This window comes from Paenarthrobacter sp. PPS72 (assembly GCF_048537125.1).
In the GTDB taxonomy this organism is placed as follows: domain Bacteria; phylum Actinomycetota; class Actinomycetes; order Actinomycetales; family Micrococcaceae; genus Arthrobacter; species Arthrobacter nitroguajacolicus_E.
The window spans coordinates 272,649-290,884 of sequence record NZ_JBLYIE010000021.1 but is presented as its reverse complement, the minus strand read 5'-3'; the positions used below and the strand labels follow the sequence as shown (position 1 = coordinate 290,884).

General features: G+C 62.2%; 17 protein-coding genes and 1 pseudogene. 11 read left to right on the top strand and 7 right to left on the bottom strand.

The features are described 5' to 3' along the window. Positions 1-107: 107 nt before the first annotated feature. Both ACLRGI_RS11555 and ACLRGI_RS11550 read right to left on the bottom strand, forming a co-directional pair. Entirely contained in the window at positions 108-317 is a 210-nt protein-coding gene (locus tag ACLRGI_RS11555; RefSeq protein ID WP_419201782.1) for a DUF5708 family protein, read from the bottom strand. 112 nt (positions 318-429) lie between these two features. Continuing rightward, positions 430-1,650 carry a sensor histidine kinase gene (locus ACLRGI_RS11550; RefSeq protein ID WP_419201781.1) on the bottom strand — a complete coding sequence of 407 codons (1,221 nt, stop codon included), beginning with the start codon at positions 1,648-1,650 and terminating at the stop codon, positions 430-432. Between the two features lie 234 nt (positions 1,651-1,884). On the opposite strand from ACLRGI_RS11550, the gene ACLRGI_RS11545 reads away from it, so the two are divergent. The 3 genes from ACLRGI_RS11545 to ACLRGI_RS11535 are packed head-to-tail and all read left to right on the top strand — an operon-like array spanning position 1,885 to position 4,500. Next, positions 1,885-2,814, top strand: coding sequence for an ABC transporter ATP-binding protein (locus ACLRGI_RS11545; protein ID WP_419201780.1), 930 nt, complete (start codon positions 1,885-1,887; stop codon positions 2,812-2,814). Further along, positions 2,807-3,670: an ABC transporter permease gene (locus ACLRGI_RS11540; protein WP_419201779.1), complete on the top strand. Its 864-nt coding sequence runs from the start codon at positions 2,807-2,809 to the stop codon at positions 3,668-3,670. Before ACLRGI_RS11545 ends, ACLRGI_RS11540 begins: the two co-directional genes overlap by 8 nt. Further along, positions 3,667-4,500, top strand: coding sequence for an ABC transporter permease (locus tag ACLRGI_RS11535; RefSeq protein WP_419201778.1), 834 nt, complete (start codon positions 3,667-3,669; stop codon positions 4,498-4,500). The genes ACLRGI_RS11540 and ACLRGI_RS11535 overlap by 4 nt, the downstream gene beginning before the upstream one ends. A 63-nt stretch (positions 4,501-4,563) precedes the next feature. Here the strand turns inward: ACLRGI_RS11535 and ACLRGI_RS11530 are convergent, their stop codons facing one another. After that, entirely contained in the window at positions 4,564-5,889 is a 1,326-nt protein-coding gene (locus tag ACLRGI_RS11530; protein WP_419201777.1) for an MFS transporter, read from the bottom strand. Between the two features lie 40 nt (positions 5,890-5,929). Continuing rightward, a complete protein-coding gene (locus ACLRGI_RS11525) occupies positions 5,930-7,039 on the bottom strand; it encodes a C45 family autoproteolytic acyltransferase/hydrolase (protein ID WP_419201776.1) in 1,110 nt (369 codons plus the stop codon). A 165-nt stretch (positions 7,040-7,204) separates the two neighbouring features. Here ACLRGI_RS11525 and ACLRGI_RS11520 point away from each other — a divergent pair, with 165 nt between their 5' ends. The 7 genes from ACLRGI_RS11520 to ACLRGI_RS11490 all read left to right on the top strand — a co-directional run bounded on the left by ACLRGI_RS11520 (position 7,205) and on the right by ACLRGI_RS11490 (position 12,810). Beyond that, on the top strand, positions 7,205-8,242 hold the full coding sequence (locus ACLRGI_RS11520; protein ID WP_419201775.1) for a LacI family DNA-binding transcriptional regulator: 1,038 nt from the start codon (positions 7,205-7,207) through the stop codon (positions 8,240-8,242). 125 nt (positions 8,243-8,367) lie between these two features. Further along, positions 8,368-8,934: a hypothetical protein gene (locus tag ACLRGI_RS11515; RefSeq protein ID WP_419201774.1), complete on the top strand. Its 567-nt coding sequence runs from the start codon at positions 8,368-8,370 to the stop codon at positions 8,932-8,934. A 10-nt stretch (positions 8,935-8,944) separates the two neighbouring features. Then, positions 8,945-9,778 carry an exodeoxyribonuclease III gene (locus tag ACLRGI_RS11510; protein WP_419201773.1) on the top strand — a complete coding sequence of 278 codons (834 nt, stop codon included), beginning with the start codon at positions 8,945-8,947 and terminating at the stop codon, positions 9,776-9,778. A 20-nt stretch (positions 9,779-9,798) separates the two neighbouring features. After that, entirely contained in the window at positions 9,799-10,923 is a 1,125-nt protein-coding gene (trpS, locus tag ACLRGI_RS11505) for a tryptophan--tRNA ligase (protein WP_419201772.1), read from the top strand. 4 nt (positions 10,924-10,927) lie between these two features. Continuing rightward, the gene (locus ACLRGI_RS11500) at positions 10,928-11,605 is read left to right on the top strand and encodes a 2'-5' RNA ligase family protein (RefSeq protein ID WP_419201771.1); all 678 of its coding nucleotides are present in this window, start codon (positions 10,928-10,930) and stop codon (positions 11,603-11,605) included. After that, positions 11,532-12,617: a YihY/virulence factor BrkB family protein gene (locus tag ACLRGI_RS11495; RefSeq protein ID WP_419201792.1), complete on the top strand. Its 1,086-nt coding sequence runs from the start codon at positions 11,532-11,534 to the stop codon at positions 12,615-12,617. The genes ACLRGI_RS11500 and ACLRGI_RS11495 overlap by 74 nt, the downstream gene beginning before the upstream one ends. Positions 12,618-12,657: 40 nt before the next feature. Next, positions 12,658-12,810 carry a hypothetical protein gene (locus ACLRGI_RS11490; RefSeq protein ID WP_419201770.1) on the top strand — a complete coding sequence of 51 codons (153 nt, stop codon included), beginning with the start codon at positions 12,658-12,660 and terminating at the stop codon, positions 12,808-12,810. A gap of 74 nt (positions 12,811-12,884) precedes the next feature. Here the strand turns inward: ACLRGI_RS11490 and ACLRGI_RS11485 are convergent, their stop codons facing one another. Both ACLRGI_RS11485 and ACLRGI_RS11480 read right to left on the bottom strand, forming a co-directional pair. Further along, positions 12,885-15,062 carry a hypothetical protein gene (locus ACLRGI_RS11485; RefSeq protein ID WP_419201791.1) on the bottom strand — a complete coding sequence of 726 codons (2,178 nt, stop codon included), beginning with the start codon at positions 15,060-15,062 and terminating at the stop codon, positions 12,885-12,887. A 99-nt stretch (positions 15,063-15,161) separates the two neighbouring features. Further along, positions 15,162-15,977: pseudogene (locus ACLRGI_RS11480) on the bottom strand (glycoside hydrolase family 43 protein); the annotation flags it as partial. 110 nt (positions 15,978-16,087) lie between these two features. Between ACLRGI_RS11480 and ACLRGI_RS11475 the strand changes: the two are divergent. Continuing rightward, positions 16,088-17,389, top strand: coding sequence for an ABC transporter substrate-binding protein (locus ACLRGI_RS11475; RefSeq protein ID WP_419201769.1), 1,302 nt, complete (start codon positions 16,088-16,090; stop codon positions 17,387-17,389). A gap of 25 nt (positions 17,390-17,414) precedes the next feature. On the opposite strand, the gene ACLRGI_RS11470 is transcribed toward ACLRGI_RS11475, so the two are convergent. Beyond that, on the bottom strand, positions 17,415-18,191 hold the full coding sequence (locus ACLRGI_RS11470) for an alpha/beta hydrolase (protein WP_419201768.1): 777 nt from the start codon (positions 18,189-18,191) through the stop codon (positions 17,415-17,417). Positions 18,192-18,236: the final 45 nt, after the last annotated feature.

Genomic DNA, 18,236 nt, shown 5'->3' with positions numbered 1-18,236 from the left:
CCAAAGCTGCCGGGCCGAGGGAAGCAGAATCGCAACATCGTCCGTGATCTTGTGCACCTGCGTGACGAGCGACGGGCCAGTTCGCAGGCTCGCGGGCCGGGTGCTGGCTATTGCTGTTCTTTCCTCGCCCCGGACTTCGCCAGCATGTAGATACCGTACAAAATGCCGCCCCCGCCAACTGCCATGAGGACTACTCCAACTTTGCTGAGTGTGATGATGGGTGTCTCAATGTCGCCGGCGAATAGCCACAGCAGTAGACCAACCACTGCGCTTATTGCTCCCCAGAGAATTTCAGTACGACCAGATGATCCACGCATGATGCTCCTTCAACATAACGAAAGCGAACCGGATAGTCCGCAGCAGTCATAGAAGAAGTCTTCCGTGCCCGCCGGCGGCCGTCATCCTCCATTCGTGCCGTTGTCCGGAGACTTAAGTATTTAGGGTGCTAACGGCGTCACTGTCGGGAATCTCTGCGCTGACCGACCATCCGAGCCCGGCATCCATGGGACCGGCGGAGAAACTGCCGCCGCGTCCCTTCGCGCGTTCGAGCATGTTTGCCAGCCCGTGGCCGCTTCCGTGTTCTGCCAGCAGATTGTCGCCATCTTGAGTATGGGGTGCCGCAGGGTCAAGGCGGTTTACAACCGTGAGGCGGGTCTTTCCGGCGGTGCGTGACAGAGTGATGCTCACACTGGACTTCGGTGCGTGTTTCAGCACGTTCGTGAGAGCTTCTTGAGCGATGAGGTACAGGTCTTCCGCGGTCTCGTCCAATGACGGTTCCAAGGCGTCTTCCACCTTGACTTCGACTCCTGATGCACGGGCAGCGCCCACGAGTTCCAAGAATCGGTCACGATGCTGGCCTCGAGTGGGGGCTGCCGGGGCATCATTGGATGTGAGGAGTTGGATCATGGCGCGCATCTCCCTGAGGGCCTCCAGACTTCCCTCCCTGATGGATGCCAGCACTTTGTCTTTGACCACGGTATCGGCGATATCGACGCCAGTGGCTGATTGCATGGCTATGGCTGAGATGCGACTGGCAACCATGTCGTGAAGATCCCGGGCCAGTGCCGTTTTTTCATGATGGCTGGCCAGTAGTTTTTCGGCGGCGAGCAGTCTCTCAGCCCGTATACTTGCTTCGGCTTCCGCTTCGGCGCGGCGACGATCTGCTGCGGCCAACCGCCGGACGGAGGCAATGTTGTTGGCCCACCAGATGGGGATCATGCACAGCATGGTTGCTTGCATGAACACTACGGCGGTTACGTTGATGGAAGCCGATTCCCACTGTGCGTATATGCTGACGGCCGCGACCAATGCGACAGCGATGGCGGCTGCCACGCGCCGGATGACTTTGGAAGCGTACAGGGTTGCCGAGAAGAACCACTCGAACATCAGGAAGTACATGAAGGTGCTGCCGCCAGTTGCGGCGCTGATCGCAACGGCAGCGGCGACGACGGTGAGCATCACGGGTGTCTTTTGCCGCCGCAGGGTGATTGCGGCGGTGGACAGGATGGTGATCATTAAACCCGCGGCCGCCGGGATATGGGGAGGGTTTCTGCCGGATAGCTCCAAAATCTGCAGACCGAGCCCGACGGCGAAATAGCTCAGAGCCACCAAGACGTCTTCGCGTGGCAGCATCTGAAAAGTCCGGCGCATCCTCATCCTGGTTTCTGTTGCGTGGCATATCTCCAACGGTTAGCCATATTACCGGGCGAAGGGTCTGTCCGGGCGGGAACGCTTGGCACCTGACCGGCTTAACTCAGAAAATATCTGGAAGAGCCCTTTCACATATCGGTGGGCGCTACTAGTCTGCTGAGGGTGCACAATGAAGCAATCCGCTCTGCAGGCCCGTCTTCAACCCCGTCAGAATCGTCGCAATCCGGCCTCGACATGAACCGATCAACCGTCATCAGCGCGCGGAACCTTACCAAGGCCTATGGTGATCTCACCGCCGTGGACAACATCTCCTTCGACGTACCGGCGGGGGAGTCCTTCGGGCTGCTGGGCCCCAACGGAGCCGGCAAATCCACCACTATGAAGATGATTGGTGGCGTCTCGCAACGCACTTCGGGAACGCTCAGCATCATGGGCTTGGACCCCGAGTCGCACGGCCCTGAGGTCAGGGCGCACCTGGGTGTAGTCCCGCAGCAGGACAACCTGGATGAAGAGCTCAAGGTCCGCGAGAACCTGATCGTCTACGGGCGCTACTTCGGCCTGCCGCTGAGCTATCTGCGCCCTAAAGCCGACGAACTGCTGGAGTTCGCGCAGTTGACGGACAAGGCCAATTCCAAGGTGGACGCCCTCTCCGGCGGCATGAAGCGCAGGCTCACCATCGCGCGGTCGCTGATCAACGAACCCCGCATACTGCTCCTCGACGAACCCACCACCGGCCTCGATCCGCAGGCCCGCCATATCCTCTGGGACCGGCTGTTCCGGCTCAAGGAAAACGGTGTCACGCTGATCCTCACCACGCACTACATGGACGAGGCTGAGCAACTCTGCGACCGCCTGATCGTGGTGGACAAAGGCAAAATCATGGCCGAGGGGTCTCCTGCTGCCCTGATTCGCGAGCACTCCTCGCGCGAGGTACTTGAGCTCAGGTTCGGGTCCGAGCGGAACGCGACCATCGGCGTCGAGCTCCAAGGCATCGGCGAGCGGCTCGAGACGCTGCCGGACCGTGTGCTCATCTACGCGCACGACGGCGAGGCCGCCTTGGAGCAGGTCACGGCCCGCGGGCTGCACCCGATGACCTCGTTGGTGCGCCGCTCTTCGCTGGAGGACGTGTTCCTGCGGCTGACCGGCAGGAGCCTCGTTGACTGACCCGGCCAACAAACCAGTCACGACGGCGGCGCCACCGTTGCGGGCACACTCACCTGAGGTCTCGGCTGCGCGGGCGCGACGCTGGGGTTCCTTCTTCTACGCGGAGCAGGTGCTTCGCGTCATGCGTAACTACGGCTGGTCCGTGATCCTGTACAGCGTAGGGCAGCCGGTAGCGTACCTCTTTGCCATGGGAGTCGGGCTGGCCAGCCTGGTGGACGCCAACAGCGAGGCGGCCTTCGGAGGTGTCAGCTACTTGGAGTTCGTAGCTCCGGCCCTGCTGGTCTCCGCCGCCGTCATGACGGCATCAGGGGAATTCTCGTACCCCATCATGGACGGCTTCAAATGGCGCCGCGTGTTCTACGGCCCTCATGCCTCGCCGCTGATTCCGCAGCAGATTGCCAGTGGTCACATCATGGCCAGTTCCTTGCGGTTTCTGTTGCAATCGGTGGTTTACTTCGCGGTGGTGGCCATGTTCGGTGCTTCGCCCAGCCCTTGGGGTTGGGTGTCAGCCATCGTGGCAACGGTTGCCGCGCTCTCGTTCGGGCTGCCGCTGATGGCCTACGCCGCCAGCATCAAGCAGGACAAAGGGCAGTTCGCGTTGGTGCAGCGCTTTATCGTCATGCCCCTGTTCCTGTTCTCCGGGACGTTCTTCCCGCTGGATTCACTTCCCATCGCGGTCCGTTGGATCGGCTGGATTTCGCCGGTGTGGCACGGAACTGAGTTGGGCCGGGTCTTCACCTACGGAATGGACCAGAACCCGTTGCTTACCATCACCCACGTGGTGTTCCTGCTGGCCACGGCCACTGTTGGCTGGGTGCTGGTCCGCCGCCAGTTCGTGAAAAGGATGGGCTCATGAGTGTCCTGACAGGTGGCCACAGCGCCACGGACGTAGCCCGCGAGCGTAAGTTCGGTTCGCTGTACTCCCGCAACGCAAAAGCCGTGGTGGGCCGCGGCCTCATGGCGGCCAAGTCCAGCACATGGCTGGTCATGGTGTCCGGGTTCTTCGAGCCGGTGCTGTTCCTGCTGGCCATGGGCGTGGGCATGGGCTCCATCGTGGGCACGGTCCAAGGTCCAGGCGGTGAGGAGATCAGCTACGCCGCCTACATTGCCCCGGCACTCCTGGCGGTCTCGGCCATGAACGGAGCGATTTACGACTCCACCTGGAACGTCTTCTTCAAAATGAACTTCGCCAAGCTCTACCAAGGGATGCTCTACACATCCTTGGGGCCGCTGGACGTGGCGATCGGTGAGATCTTCCTGGCCCTCCTGCGGGGTTTGCTGTACGCCACCGGATTCACCGCGGTCATGGGGGTGATGGGGCTGCTCACGAGTTGGTGGGCCATCCTGGTCATTCCTGCCTCGGTGTTGATCGCTTTCGGCTTCGCGAGCTTCGGCATGGGCATCACCAGCTTCATGAAGACCTTCCAGCAGATGGACTGGATCAACTTTTTCCTGCTGCCCATGTTCCTGTTCAGTGCCACGTTCTACCCGCTCAGTGTTTACCCGCAGGTCATTCAGTGGTTCATTCAGGCCATGCCCCTGTGGCACGGGGTGGAACTCCTGCGCCAGATCAGCGTGGGATCGTTCAGCCCGGCCACCGCCATCCACGTGGGCTACTACGTGGTGATGATCGCGCTCGGGATCATGTTGACTACGGCGAGATTGCGCCAGCTGTTCCTCAAATGATGGAGTTTTTGTACAGCTAATGCCCCTAAAACGCCGTCTTAGGGGCATTAGCTGTACATAAAGTTAGGCGGTCTCGATTTCGGCCATGGTCAGCTTTGCATGGTCGCGAAGGCCCCAGGAGCAGAGTCCCATCACTGCCAGCGCGAAGACGGTGTAAATCACGACGCCGATCGGGTCACCGTGGGTGGCGATCAGCAACGCCGTCGCCACAGTGGCTGCCGTACCGCCGCCCAGGGCTGAGCCGATCTGGTAGCTCGCCGAAATGGCCGAGTAGCGCGAAGCTGCCGGGAACTGTTCGCCAAGGAATGCCGGCAGGGGGCCCTGCGGCACCGTGTTCAGCGCGCCGCCCAAGGTGAACATCAGGAGTGCGAGCCATCCGGTGTGGGTTTCGATGGCCGGGAAGAATCCCAGGAAGTAGATGATGAGCATCGCTGCGCCGCCCACCATCACCGGCTTACGGCCGATCCTGTCGGAAAGGATCGCTGCGAGGGGAGCTGAGATGACGCTGGCCACGGCGCCCCACAGCTGGAATTGAAGTGATTCGCTGCCCGTGTAGCCACGCTGGAGCACGTAGGACATCAGGAAGACGGTCGCGATGTACGTGAAGGTGTTGTAGCCGTAGCTCACGCCGATGGACATTAGGATTTGTCGTGGGTGCGACTTCATGACGGCGAGCAAGGGGACACGCGGTGTCTCTCCGCTGGAGGGACGTTCGTCCTGGGGGAGGGCCAGCCGGGCAATCAGGCCGGCTACCACCAACAGGCCGCCGATCCAGAAGGGGACCCGCCAGGCGAAACTGGCCACTTCGCCACCCGCGATGGCATCCGTAAGCGAGAAGACGCCGGAGCCCATGAGTACGCCCAGCCCAATGCCCATGCTGGTGAAGCTTCCCCACAGCCCTCGACGTCCGGCCGGGGCCGCTTCGATTCCCACCAACGCAGCGCCGCCCCATTCACCGCCGGCAGAGAATCCCTGAACCAGCCGCAGGAAAATGAGCAGTATGGGGGCGGCGGCGCCGATCGAATCTGCGCTGGGAAGGCAACCAATCAGGAAGGTGCTTCCACCCATGAGGACAAGAGTAAGGATGAGGATTTTCCGCCGGCCGAGGCGGTCGCCGAAGTGGCCCAGGACGATGCCACCCAGGGGTCGGGCCAAGAACCCTGCGCCGAAGGAAGCGAAGGCAACCAACGTTCCGGTCAACGGGTCAAGGTTGGGGAAGAACAACTGGGGAAACACCAGCGCTGCAGCCAGGCCGTAGATGGTGAAGTCATAAAACTCCAGTGCTGTTCCAAAGCAGGAGATGAAGAAAGTACGCGCGGCGGAGGCAGGGCGCTGGGACGACGGACTCTGTGGTTCCAGCGCAACGTTGGGCTGAAGAGATTGCGGCAAGGAAGTGCCTTTCGTTGGGTGTCTTGTTTGGGAATGAGGGTCAGAAAATTCGGAAGCCATCGCATGCCGCATCGGCAGGGTTGGCAGCGGCGTAGGCGAGGGAGCAGTCGACGGCATCGATGCTGATGGTCAGCAGCGTCTGCCATTGTTCGTGCCTTGGCATGGAGTCATCGGGATGGAAACAGACCACGGCGGAAGCTCCTTCAGATGAGCAGAAGTGCCTGGCCCGGTCCGCCGCACCCAGGCCCACCAGCTCCGTCCGCACCCGCCGGAGGTGGGCAAGGCGCTCGGGTGACAACGCGTCGTCGTCGATTGCGTCCTCCACCGCCAGATACGGATCCAGGAAATGGTTCGTGTGGAGCAGCCACCCGTCGCTGCCGGCGTCCACGACGGCGGTTCCGGCGGGAGAAACCTCGATGCTGGCTGCCCGGCGTGGGGTGCTGTTGCTGTCGGCGGCCGGGGTGCCTGCGCTCGGCGCCGTGAACACCGTGTAGACCGTGGAGGCGCTGACGCGCGCTGAGGAAGCGATGCTGATCGCTTGGTCGATGCTGGATGCTTCGTCCAGGATGCGGCGGGCAACCGCGTGGACAGGCACGCCTGCGGAGTCGTTGTCCCTGGCGTGGGAAAGGATGTTGAAGTGCAGGCCGAGGCCTTCACTGTTGACGCCGATCTTGCCCAGCGCACCGAACTCGGTAAACGTCTTGGTGGTCCGACCAGGGGATGGGGCCAGTTCAAGCAAGAGTCCGTCGGTGGCGAGGTCATGATGCCAATCCCAGGTTTGCATGGTCTGCGGCGCCTCGGCACCGACCGGTGCGTAGACCGCCGTCGAGCACTCATGGGAGCCGACCTTCCGGGGTGCCGCCGCCAGGATTTCAGTACGCGCGTTGACCACACTGAGTTGCCAGGTTTCAAGCCCGGCGCCCTCAGCCCAGCCTTCGGCTTCCTCGGCCAGCTCGGGGCTCCACTCGTAAAGGGCCTCGTGGCTTTGCTCGGCGATCTCCCGCACCTTGCCCGTAGCGATGCCGAGCGTGGCGAAGAAGTCGCTGTAGAGCTTGGCGGTACTGCGCGTTTGGGCATCCCAGGTCCGGCCGATGTCCAGGCCGCGCTCGTGGGGGTGATGCGCGGTGGAGGTGTGGAGGTGAAGCTGCATTGGTCTTCTTGAGGGGCCATCCGGCAGGATATGGTGCCCGTCGGGATGATGTGGATCACGTGTGGCGCTCAAAGTACGGAACAAAAACGTTTTTGTGTAGCTGGCTCCGAAAGATTTATTGTTGATTTTGGAATCCTGATCTCCAAGGAAGGCAGAGTGGGGCGCATGGCACGCGAACTTCAGCAGGGCGCCACCATCTGGGATGTCGCCCGCAAAGCCGGAGTTTCGATCACCACGGTGTCGCATTCGCTCAACGGCAAGGGCAACATCAGCGCGGCCACCCGGGAACGCGTCCGGGCCGTCGCTGCAGAGCTGGGTTACGTTGCGGACGCCATGGCGCGGGGCCTGCGAAGTTCCAAGATGAACGCGATCGGGCTCGTTTTCCGCTCCCTGGACAGCTTGGGAAATTACGGCCCCAACGGGGTGGATGTCTTCATGAAGCTTGCAGGAGCGGCAGCTGGGGAGACGCTCAACCGGAATCTAGGCCTAATGCTGGTCCCGGACCTGAGCCGCGGACCTTTGCCTCCGTTCTCCATGTCCCTGGACGGCTACATAGTCTTTGCCCCGCTCCTGGATGACCCGGTGGTGGCGTTGCTGGAGAAACGCGGAATTCCCTACGTCACCTGGGATCGCCACCCCGGCCGCCCCGACCTCCGGAATTGGGTTGCGCACGACGACGCCGCATCCACGCGGGTCGTCCTGGACCACCTGAGGGCAGCGGGTGCTGAATCCATTGCCTACGTGGGCGGTACGGACAGGAATGCCTGGAACTTCGACTGCGAGGCCGCCTACGTTGCGTGGTGCTTGGAATCAGACCGGGAACCGTTGATCCACCACGTGCCGGAACGGGATGGCTTGGAGGGCGGCCGCGAAGTCGGCGCCGCGTTGCTCGCCGCAGGTGTGCCGGACGCTGTCTTTTGCCTGACGGGCAGGCACGCCACAGGTGTTGCCCAGGCCATGCAGGAGCACGGACTCACCATTCCCCGGGACCTGCTGGTGTGCACGGGGTCGGACTCTGAGCACTCACGTCAGCATCAACCGCCCATTTCGGCGCTCGACGTGGACATCCCGGCCGCCGCTGCGGCACTGGTTCAGCAACTGGTTGACGTCATGGAAGCGGATAAGGAGTCCGCGCCTGTCCTGCTCCCCGCCCGCTTCCTGGAACGCGAATCCACTGTAGGCGGTAAACCTTCCTCCCCCTGATGGAGTTTTTGTACAGCTAAAGCCCCTAAAGCGCCGTCTTAGGGGCATTAGCTGTACAAAAACTCCAATGTTCGCCGTCCGTGGAAGCGGACAGGGCACCTTTGCGCATTTGAGAGAATGGATCCATGCAATCTCTCGGTGACCCGCACCCGTCCACGTCCCCCGCCGGAAAAGGCATGTTCAAGGGCTTCCGCATCGGCGGCCTGGGGATGACAGTCGTCATCATCGCTTTCCTGGTAGCCGTCATCTTTGCGGCCAACCAGAACGATGTTGTGGGCTGGGTCGTGGCAGTAGTGGCCTTCGGGTGGCTTGCCCTTGCAACGTTCGTGGTGCTGAGCATCCGCAAGGCCGCGCGGCGGGCCGGTGCCAAGTTGACCGAAGCGCAAAATGCCTTCAATGCCGCAGCCGGCCGAGCGCCGTCGTCGTCCGCTGCCGACAGCGGGGGTACGCGCGTAGTCGCCGAGCGCAGCAAAGCCGATGAAGTCCGCGACCTCAAGCTGGACCACTCCTTCAAGATTGTCCAGGTGCAGGTCCGCGTGGTTGACGAGGAACGTGCCAAGGGCGCAACGGCGAACCAGGACACCATCAACCGCGCACTCGAAACCATCGCTATCACAGCAACGAATGCACGGGACATGATCAAGTCTTCGGGCGGCTCGGACGAGCCAATGGCCGGCACCATCATCGACTAGAGTAGAGCGGGTGAGTACGGCATTGAAGAAGGACTTCCTTCGCATCGCATCAGTTAACGTCAATGGCCTGCGGGCTGCCTACAAGAACGGCATGGCGGAATGGCTGGAGCCTCGCGAGGTTGACATTCTCTGCCTGCAGGAAGTCCGCGCCCCTGACGACGTCGTCAGGAAGCTGATCGGCGAAGGCTGGCACATCCTCCACACCGAGGCTGAGGCCAAGGGCCGTGCAGGTGTGGCCATCGCTTCCCGCGAGGAGCCAACCGCCACGCGCATCGGCGTGGGCGATGACTATTTTGATACGTCCGGGCGCTGGGTGGAGGCGGATTACACCGTCAAGAACACAGCCGGTGAATCCAGCAGCCTCACCGTTGTCAGCGCCTATGTGCACTCCGGAGAAGTGGGAACCCCAAAGCAGGATGATAAGTTCCGCTTCCTGGATGCCATGACCGTCCGCCTGCCCGAGCTCGCAAAACATAGCGACCACGCTTTGGTGGTTGGCGACCTCAACGTCGGACACACTGAACTGGACATTAAGAACTGGAAGGGCAACGTCAAGCGTGCCGGCTTCCTCCCGGAGGAACGGGCGTACTTTGACCGCTTCCTCGGCGAAGAAATCGGATGGAGGGATGTCCACAGGGGCCTGGCAGGTAATGTCGCCGGCCCCTATACCTGGTGGTCCCAGCGCGGTAAGGCCTTCGACACTGACACGGGCTGGCGCATCGACTACCACCTGGCGACTCCGGACCTCGCAGCAGCCGCTTTCTCGGCTGTGGTGGACCGGGCGCCTTCGTGGGACACCCGCTTCTCTGACCACGCACCGCTGGTAGTCGACTACCGGCTCTAAGCTTCCTAAGGTATTGCTCCATGACTAGTTCCACTACGACTGAAACCGGCGAATCGGCTGACGCTGCCGCCTTGCCGCAGCCCGCGACATCCACCAAGCTTGCCGTTGGCGCCAAGCACCGGGTCCTCTCCGGCATGCAGCCCTCCGCCGACTCCCTGCACCTTGGCAACTACCTGGGCGCATTGGTGAACTGGGTTCGGATGCAGGACGAGTATGACGCCGTGTACTTCATTCCGGACCTGCACGCCATCACGGTGCCGCAGGATCCAGCGGAGCTCGCCCGGCGCACCCGGGTTACGGCAGCGCAGTACATCGCCGGCGGCGTGGACGTAAACAAATGCACGCTCTTCGTCCAGTCCCAGGTTCCCGAGCATGCCCAGTTGGCCTGGGTCCTGAACTGCATCACGGGCATGGGCGAAGCAGCCCGCATGACGCAGTTCAAGGACAAAGCTCAGAAGCAGGGTTCGGACCACGCCAGTGTTGGCTTGTTTACCTACCCCATCCTGCAGGCGGCCGACATCCTCCTTTACCAGCCTCACGGTGTGCCGGTAGGTGAGGACCAGCGCCAGCACGTGGAATTGAGCCGCGACCTCGCCAACCGCTTCAACAGCCGCTTCGGCGAGACCTTCCAAGTGCCCGAGGCCTTCATCCAGAAGGAATCGGCAAAGATCTACGATCTCCAGAACCCGAACGCCAAGATGTCCAAATCAGCGGAATCACCGGCCGGGCTGATCAACCTGCTGGATGATCCCAAGACCGTGGCCAAGCGCATCAAGTCAGCTGTCACGGACACCGAAACCGAGATCCGCTACGACCGCGGGAACAAGCCGGGCGTCTCCAACCTGCTGACCATCTACTCGGCCATCAGCGGTACACCAGTGGACAAGATCGTGGCTGACTATCAGGGGAAGATGTACGGCCACCTGAAGGTTGACCTGGCCGAACTCGTCTCCGGACACCTGGCGCCCATCAGGGAACGCGCCAATGAGCTGCTGGCTGATCCTGCGGAACTGGACCGCCTCCTGGCCCTCGGCGCTGACAAGGCCCGCGAAATCGCGGCCGCAACCCTCGCGGACGTCTACTCCAAGGTTGGCTTCCTGCCATACCGCGGCGATGCTTCCCACGGAATCCAGGGAGCCCGCTAACTCCATGTGCTCTGCTGGCCAGCTCAACGTCAAGACCGGCACCCGACGGGGTGCCGGTCCGGACGACTCCCGCCAGCCCGCTGTTTCCGGCACTGATTGCGGCGAGGAAGAGACCATGTGCGTGGGTGTCATCCTCGGTTTCCCGCCGGAGATCGCCCGTGAACTCCAGGAATGGAGGGCCTCCTTCGGCGACCCGATGGCTGAGGTCATTCCTGCCCACATCACCCTGATCACCACCACCCCCACCCAGGACTGGGCCGCCACCCGGGAACACGTCAGGGAAGTCGCGCGGAACCAGGAACCCTTCGATATCACCATTTCCGGCACGGGTTCTTTCCGTCCCGTGTCGCCGGTGGTGTTCGTCAACGTGGAGGAGGGCTTTGAAGAGTGCGTGAAGTTGCACGAGAAACTTCAAACCGGCCCGCTTGAACGGATGCTGCCTTTCCCGTACCACCCGCACGTCACCGTGGCCCACGATGTCGCCCAGGAAAACCTCGACGAAGCCGAAACGGTCCTCAGGGATTACCGGGCAACCTTCCCTGTGGTTAGCATGGGACTTTACGAGCACGACACCAATGGAATTTGGCAGCTACGGGAAGAGCTCGACTTTGGCGGCGATACTGACCAAGCACAGCAAGCGGATCCAAGCCACAGAGGCGGACGTTCCTCCGCTGCCAACTGAGCTGGCCAAACTCAAACTTCAGCTTCTTCGCAAGAGGCAGGACTGGGGCCATGCAAAGCGCGCCGGTGAGGGCCTGCCGAAAAAGGCCGGCGCATTCTTTGCCCTTTTCCTCGCCCGGCTGAACACCAACCGGGCGCTGCGCTCCTTCCAGCACTACACCCGGCAACACGGGCCGTTGCTGAGCGCCGGAATCGGCTTCAACATGTTCTTCTCCGTGACGGGTCTGCTTACCACCGGCTTCGCCATTGCAGGGATCGTTCTGGGCGGTAACCCCGCATTGCAGGATGCCGTGATCGACAGTGTGGCAGCGGCCGCCCCTGGGCTCCTTCAGGTGGATGGCGGCGAGGGGCTGGTGGATCCGCAATCCCTGCTCAACCCGTCCGGACTCGGATGGACGGCGCTGATCGCAGCCGTTGTCACTGTCTTTGTTTCCCTCGGCTGGATCGCCAGCATCAGGGAAGGACTGCGGGGGGTCATGAAGGCGGACCCCTTAGTGCGCAATCCCATCCTTCAAAAGCTGATCGACGCCGGCACACTGCTGCTTCTCGGCGTCATCCTTGTCTTCAGCGCAGGTGTCTCGCTCGTTTTCGGTACCGCAGCGGATTGGCTTATCGCTTTGCTCAAGCTTGACGAGGGCGTTGCCGAGCCCATTGCGGCGACCGTCAAGATCGTGATTCCGCTTCTACTGAATTGCGCGACGGCGGCAGTGCTGTTCCGTATTGCGGGTGGCCTGAAGCTGGGACGCCGCGCGTTCCTGGAGGGCGTGGTACTGGCGGGCGTCGGGACTACAGTCCTGCAGTTCTTCAGCACCGAACTTCTGGCCCGGTCCGGCAACAACCCGGTCCTGGCATCGTTTGCCATCATCATCGGCCTGCTGATCTGGTTCAATCTTGTGAGCCAGGTGTATCTCGTCTCGGCATCGTGGTCAGCCGTTCGCGAGGCTGACACGGAGTCGGGGGAGTCACCCCGCAAAAAAGTCCTTGGTTCACGGCGCGTGGCGCCCCGCACCTGACAGCCCTTCCCGCACCTGACAGTTCGAACTGGAGGCAGCCGTGAATAACCAACTGTGGATTGCCTGTCTGCTCGGGGCTGCTGCGGGACTCATTGTTGGCCAGTTGGTCTTCAATTCCCCCTTTCTCGGAATCCTCATCGGAGTAGGGCTTGGGGCTCTCGTTGGTGCTGCGGTGGGACCCCGCCGCGGCTAGCCGAACAACGCGGGGTCACTTATAGCCCATCCAGAGGTGGATTTGGGACCATAAGTGACCCCGCGTTGCTTGAGCTAGGGGGCCTGCGCCAGCCCTTCCCACGCAACGGTCCAGTCTGCCGGGAATCCCGGCGCATGACTGCCCGGTCCGTTGTCCCAGCCGGCGGCCATCAGCGCCACAGCGGCCAGAAGCCCACCGTTGCCGGGCAAGTAGAGCGGGAGCGAGTCGGTTTGGCGGTTGTGCCCATTGGGCAGGACGGTATTCTTGCCTGCACTCAGGAGGAGCGCATCAACTGCAGCCTCCGGGTCCTCGAGTCGCGCCGCGGTCATGGCCATCACGGGGTAGTCCCAACCCCAGGTACTGCCCCAGTCCCAGTCCGCCAGGACATCGGAGAGCGTTGCGCGCATGATGGACGGATCAATGAGGTCGGTTTGCGGGAGGACACCCAAGGCACACAGCATTGACGGGTGATCTGTGCGAGTAGTGAACGGCTCCACATCGATCGCTGCGTAGACGCCGTCAACGACCCGCGGCGCCACCATGCCATCGGCCACCATTGACCATTCCTGCACAGGGTCCAAGCCCAGCCGCTCCCGCCAGGCTAGAGCAGTCCGCAGGCCCCACTGCCAGTACGCCAGTTCGAACGTGGGGTTGGTGACCCTGGCCCTGATGGAGCCGTAGCTCTCCTGCGCCGGAATCAAGGGAGGACCCAACTCAAAACCACGTGACGTTGGATGCGCGAAGCTGGCCATGAATGCAGCGGATTCAAAGACTACCTCGGCGAATTCCTCCAACACTTCCCGGCGGGGATCGGCGCGGTACACCAGCTCCGCCAGGTAGATGGGGTGCGGCTGCTGCCAGATCAGGAACGTACCGATAGGGCTCGGGCTTTCCCGCCCATCCGGTCCTACCTGTTTGGGCCAGCGCACGCCGTCGAATCCTTGCGCCTTCGCGGTTAGCCGCGATGTCTCCAGCACGGTGGAGTACCACCGTAAGGATGGCAGGAGCAGTTCCACTCGGTTCCACTGCGCAAAGTGCGCGGCATGCCACCAGTGCATCTCAAGGTGGAAGCGACCACGCCACGAATTGCAGACCAGTCCGGTTTCCTGCGGCGGCAACGAACCCGAGCAGTTGATGGCGGTCAGGTATTGTGACAGCACGATCCTGCGTTCCAGTTCCTTGGCCCTGGGATCATCCGTGGCATCGAGCTCGATCGCCCCTCCTGAAGACCAGAAAGCAGGCCAGTAGGCCGCTGTTGCGTTCTCCACGGCTCGCGCAGGTGAAGGCCCGACGCCGGTACCGGCAGGGGTGCCGGAGCGCACCTTGGGTGTGGGACCGGACAGCCTGTTGTTGCCTCGCGGTATGCAGTCGCCGTCCCCGGCAGATACGAAAGCGATGGAGAGGTCCATGGTGGTTGCGGCGGCGGTGGAGACCCTGAGCCGGTGCTCTTCGGTCTGTTCTACGGTGAGCTCCTGACCTGTGATGACCACTTGGTAGCGCGAATCGTCAAGTTCGCGGTTGATGGTCCACGCTGAGGTACCACTGTGCTCCTCCACAGGCTCCGGGTCCTGCAGGGAGGTGGCGTGGGAACCGGGCCGGTTCCAGTCCGCGGCGTCATGCCACGCCTCGGACCCGTACGGGAAGGCGACAGCCACTACCAACCCGGCAGCAAGCGCCGTCGACTCTACGCGAATGCCGAGCTCATCGCGGTCCGGGTGGCACGACGTCGTGACTGTGACGGGGTGGCCTGCCAGCGTGAAGCGGCTGGATACCATGCCCGTCCAGAGATCCAGCGTTTGGTTGGTGTCGGTGACGTCTGCAGGCGTGAGCGGACGTTCCGTTCCGTCTCCCATCCAGCTGAAGCCGATGCGGCCCAGATCCAAGCGATGGACGTTCGCCCTGAGCCACGTTTCGGCCAAGGACGTGTCGGTCTCGCGGTCGTTCACGATGTCTCCCACCATGTCTACGTAGGGGACGGGGCCACGGGGCGAATCGTAGAGGACTGTTGAGCCGGCAAGATCGTAAGGCTGTGGCGGTGGAACAGAGTGCCAACCCCACTGCGACTGCGTCCCCAGAAGGGTTCCCGGCGGCAGGTCATCCCGTGCGCCGACGGGGTAGTCCTTTGGGAACGACTGAAGGCCCGTAAGGTCCACAGTGAAGGCGAATTCGCCGTTGCCTACTGAAACCGGGCTTCGGGGGTCCAGGTGTTGCTGCCGGACGTTGTGTCGCTGTACCAGGGCCTTGCGAGCGATGGCAGGCCTGTTGGTATCAGCTGTTGCCAGGACCACGGTGTCCTCCAGCTCACGGAGCGGGAAGAATGCTGCCCGTTCGTCCGGGCTGCGGTTGGGCTGATGGAGCGTGAGGAAAAGACTGCCATCCAGGGCGCGGCCGATCATGCCGTGTCCGCCATCTTTGCCCCATAGCGGCTCGTCCTCCTGCGTCCAAGGCCCCAGTACGGTTCCTGACTCGCTGCGGGCAATGCCCATGGAATAGCCTTGGTCACCAAAGCTGGACCACAGCATGATGAGCTTGCCGCTGCGCAGCGTGAACAAGAAAGGGCCGTCGGTGACGTATACGGGGTATTCCCTGTCACGCACTGACGGGACGTCCAGTGCGCGGGCCCACGGCGCCTCCGAAGCGCTGAACAGGAAGGTCGGCTCGCCTATGGCGTGCCGCAGATCGGGGCTGAGACGCTGGGCCACGATGGCACCGTCATGGACCTGCTTCCACTCGTGGCAGAACACCATCCATGGCGCCCCTTGAGGGTCAACGTGGAGTGTGCCGTCAAGGCACTCCCAATCGCCGGGAGTAACGGGACCGTCGCTCCACGGCTCATAAGGACCTTCCGGAGTGGCGGCGGAGAGTATCTGCGTTCCACGGGAACGTCCTGGAGCGGTAAAGGTGGCAAGCATGAAGTAACGGCCTTGGTACTCATGCACCTCAGGCGCCCAATACTGTTCCTGGCTCCAGAATCCATCCGGTGGCCGGAAAGCCTCGATGGGGCCTTCCCACGTCACCAGATCATTGCTTCGGTAGCAGTCGAAGCCCGTGGCTGGCCCGGCCCAGATGTTCTTGTCGGTGCTTCCGAACAGCAGATAATGCCCGGATTCGTGCAGGGTGACGACGAAGGGATCCCGAATCTGGATCTGGTCCACGTGGTAAGTCATAGCATTCTCCTTCGTCGCAGAAATAGTTCAGGGTGGAAACTATTGACGAATATACACTGCCTTGATACGTTTCAGGAACCGTTTTCACACGTTCGAAAGAAGCTTACCCAATGGCGCGTAAATCTCCCCGAAACATCCGAAAATCCATAGCATTCCTCACGGCGGTGGGCCTCCTTGGCCTGACCACAGCGTGTTCCAGCCCGTCGTCCAATCAGGCCCAGGACGGCCCCGTAGAGATTCGGTTCTCCTGGTGGGGCAATGCCACCCGGGCCGAACTGACCAACAAGGCCATCAAGGAGTTCGAGGCTGCCAACCCCAACATCAAGGTGAAGCCGGAGTACGGAGACATCGGCGGCTACTTCGACAAGCTGGCTACCCAGGTGGCAGCAAACGACGCCCCGGACGTCATAACCATGGGTGGTGCCTACCCGGCTGAGTATGCCAACCGTGGCGCACTGCTGGACCTGTCCAAGGTTGAAGGGTCCCTGGACCTCTCCAAGATGGACCAGGGAGCATTGGAGAACGGGCAGGTGCAAGGCAAACAATATGGAGTCTCCACTGGCGCCAACGCCTTGGCGATCGTGGTAAATCCCGCCGTGTTCCAAGCTGCCGGAGTAGCCCTTCCGGATGACAGCAAATGGTCCTGGGACGACTTCGCAAAGACAGCCGGGGACATCACTGCCAAGAGCCCCAAGGGAACCTACGGCACGGCAACCGTCCTCACGCATGACTCCCTGGACGCCTTCGCCCGCCAACGCGGCGAATCCCTGTACACGCAGGATGGCCAGCTGGGGCTGGGCAAGGAAACCGTTCAGGATTACTTCGATTTCTCCCTTAAGCTCAGCGACTCGGGCGCGGCCCCCAGCGCCTCTGAGACCGTGGAGAAGCTCAACGTCAGCACCGAGCAGACACTCATGGGGATGGGACAAGCCGGCATGATGCTGACCTGGACCAACTCCTTGACCGCCCTCAGCAAGGCCTCAGGTGCCGAACTGAAGCTGCTGAAGCTGCCCGGCGAGACTCCTACGCCCGGCATCTGGTTGCAGTCATCGCAGTTCTACACCATCTCCGCCCGCAGCAAGCACACGGATGCCGCCGCAAAGCTTGTTAGCTTCCTGGTGAACAATGAGGCCGCGGCAAAGATCATCCAGAGTGACCGTGGCGTGCCCAGCAACTCGGGAATGCGAACAGCCATCCAGGACCTGCTGACACCGCAAGGGAAGGTAGAAGCCGCCTATATCGACCAGATCGGCAAGATGGACTTCGCCCCGACATTCATCGGTCCCACCGGTTCAACGGCGGTTTCCGAGATCACCGCCCGCATCAACACCGAGGTCCTGTTCAAGAGGCTTACCCCGGAGAAAGCCGCCGAGCAATGGCTCAGCGAAAGCAAGGCGGCCATCGGCAAGTAGGACACCTCCATGGGCGGGCATGCCTTTAGCCAGCGTCGCTGACCTCAAGGTAAGGGTCCGCCCAAGCGCCGATGATCTTTGCAACGCGTGCTGCCTGGCCCTTCCCGGTGAGGAGATGCTCGCTGCCCTCCAGGGAGATAAAGCTCCGGGGGTGCCGGGCAGTACGGAAGATTTCGCTGGCGTTGTCGATCCCCACGGTGTTATCGGTGGGGGAGTGCATCACCATCAGCGGTTTATGGAGGGTGCGGATGCAGTCGCGCAGATCGGCGCGTTCCACGTCCTCCACAAAGTGTCGGCGAACCTCCATAGGCCGTCCGCCAAGGTCAACCACTGCACTGCCATCGCGGAGAATGGAGTCGATTTCGGTGTCGAACATGTGCTCAACATGCTTGGGCTCGTAGGGTGCGGCTACGGTCACCACGGCATTGAGGCCGGGGATATCGCGGGCTGCGGCCAATACGGCGGCACCCCCGAAGGAGTGACCCACCAGGAGTGAGATTCCCCGCCCCTGCTCCCGCATGAACTGCGCTGCAAGGATGGTATCGGCCACCTTGACGCTGAAGGACCCGGCAGACCATTCGCCCGCGGAGCCTCCCAAACCGAGGTTGTCGAAACGCAGCATCCCTACGCCCTGCTCCGCGAGTCCCTTGCAAATCCTGGAGGCGGCCGGGCTGTCTTTGCCCAGCGTCAGGCCGTGCGAGTACAGGCCCCAGCCCCTGACGGGACCCTCGGGAACGTCCACGACGCCGGCCAAGGTATCGCCGGTGCTTCCCGTGAAGCTGATCTTCTCGGAGCGTGACACGCTGATCTCCCTGCGTTGCGGTTGCGGTTGCGGTGTTGACCTGTT

Excerpts from the sequence above, each read along its gene's own strand:
- ACLRGI_RS11525 (WP_419201776.1), bottom strand. The coding sequence starts at position 7,039 with ATGCAGCTTCACCTCCACACCTCCACCGCGCATCACCCCCACGAGCGC.
- ACLRGI_RS11515 (WP_419201774.1), top strand. The coding sequence starts at position 8,368 with ATGCAATCTCTCGGTGACCCGCACCCGTCCACGTCCCCCGCCGGAAAA.
- ACLRGI_RS11520 (WP_419201775.1), top strand. The coding sequence starts at position 7,205 with ATGGCACGCGAACTTCAGCAGGGCGCCACCATCTGGGATGTCGCCCGC.
- ACLRGI_RS11475 (WP_419201769.1), top strand. The coding sequence starts at position 16,088 with ATGGCGCGTAAATCTCCCCGAAACATCCGAAAATCCATAGCATTCCTC.
- ACLRGI_RS11500 (WP_419201771.1), top strand. The coding sequence starts at position 10,928 with ATGTGCTCTGCTGGCCAGCTCAACGTCAAGACCGGCACCCGACGGGGT.
- ACLRGI_RS11555 (WP_419201782.1), bottom strand. The coding sequence starts at position 317 with ATGCGTGGATCATCTGGTCGTACTGAAATTCTCTGGGGAGCAATAAGC.
- ACLRGI_RS11550 (WP_419201781.1), bottom strand. The coding sequence starts at position 1,650 with ATGCGCCGGACTTTTCAGATGCTGCCACGCGAAGACGTCTTGGTGGCT.
- trpS (WP_419201772.1), top strand. The coding sequence starts at position 9,799 with ATGACTAGTTCCACTACGACTGAAACCGGCGAATCGGCTGACGCTGCC.
- ACLRGI_RS11535 (WP_419201778.1), top strand. The coding sequence starts at position 3,667 with ATGAGTGTCCTGACAGGTGGCCACAGCGCCACGGACGTAGCCCGCGAG.
- ACLRGI_RS11545 (WP_419201780.1), top strand. The coding sequence starts at position 1,885 with ATGAACCGATCAACCGTCATCAGCGCGCGGAACCTTACCAAGGCCTAT.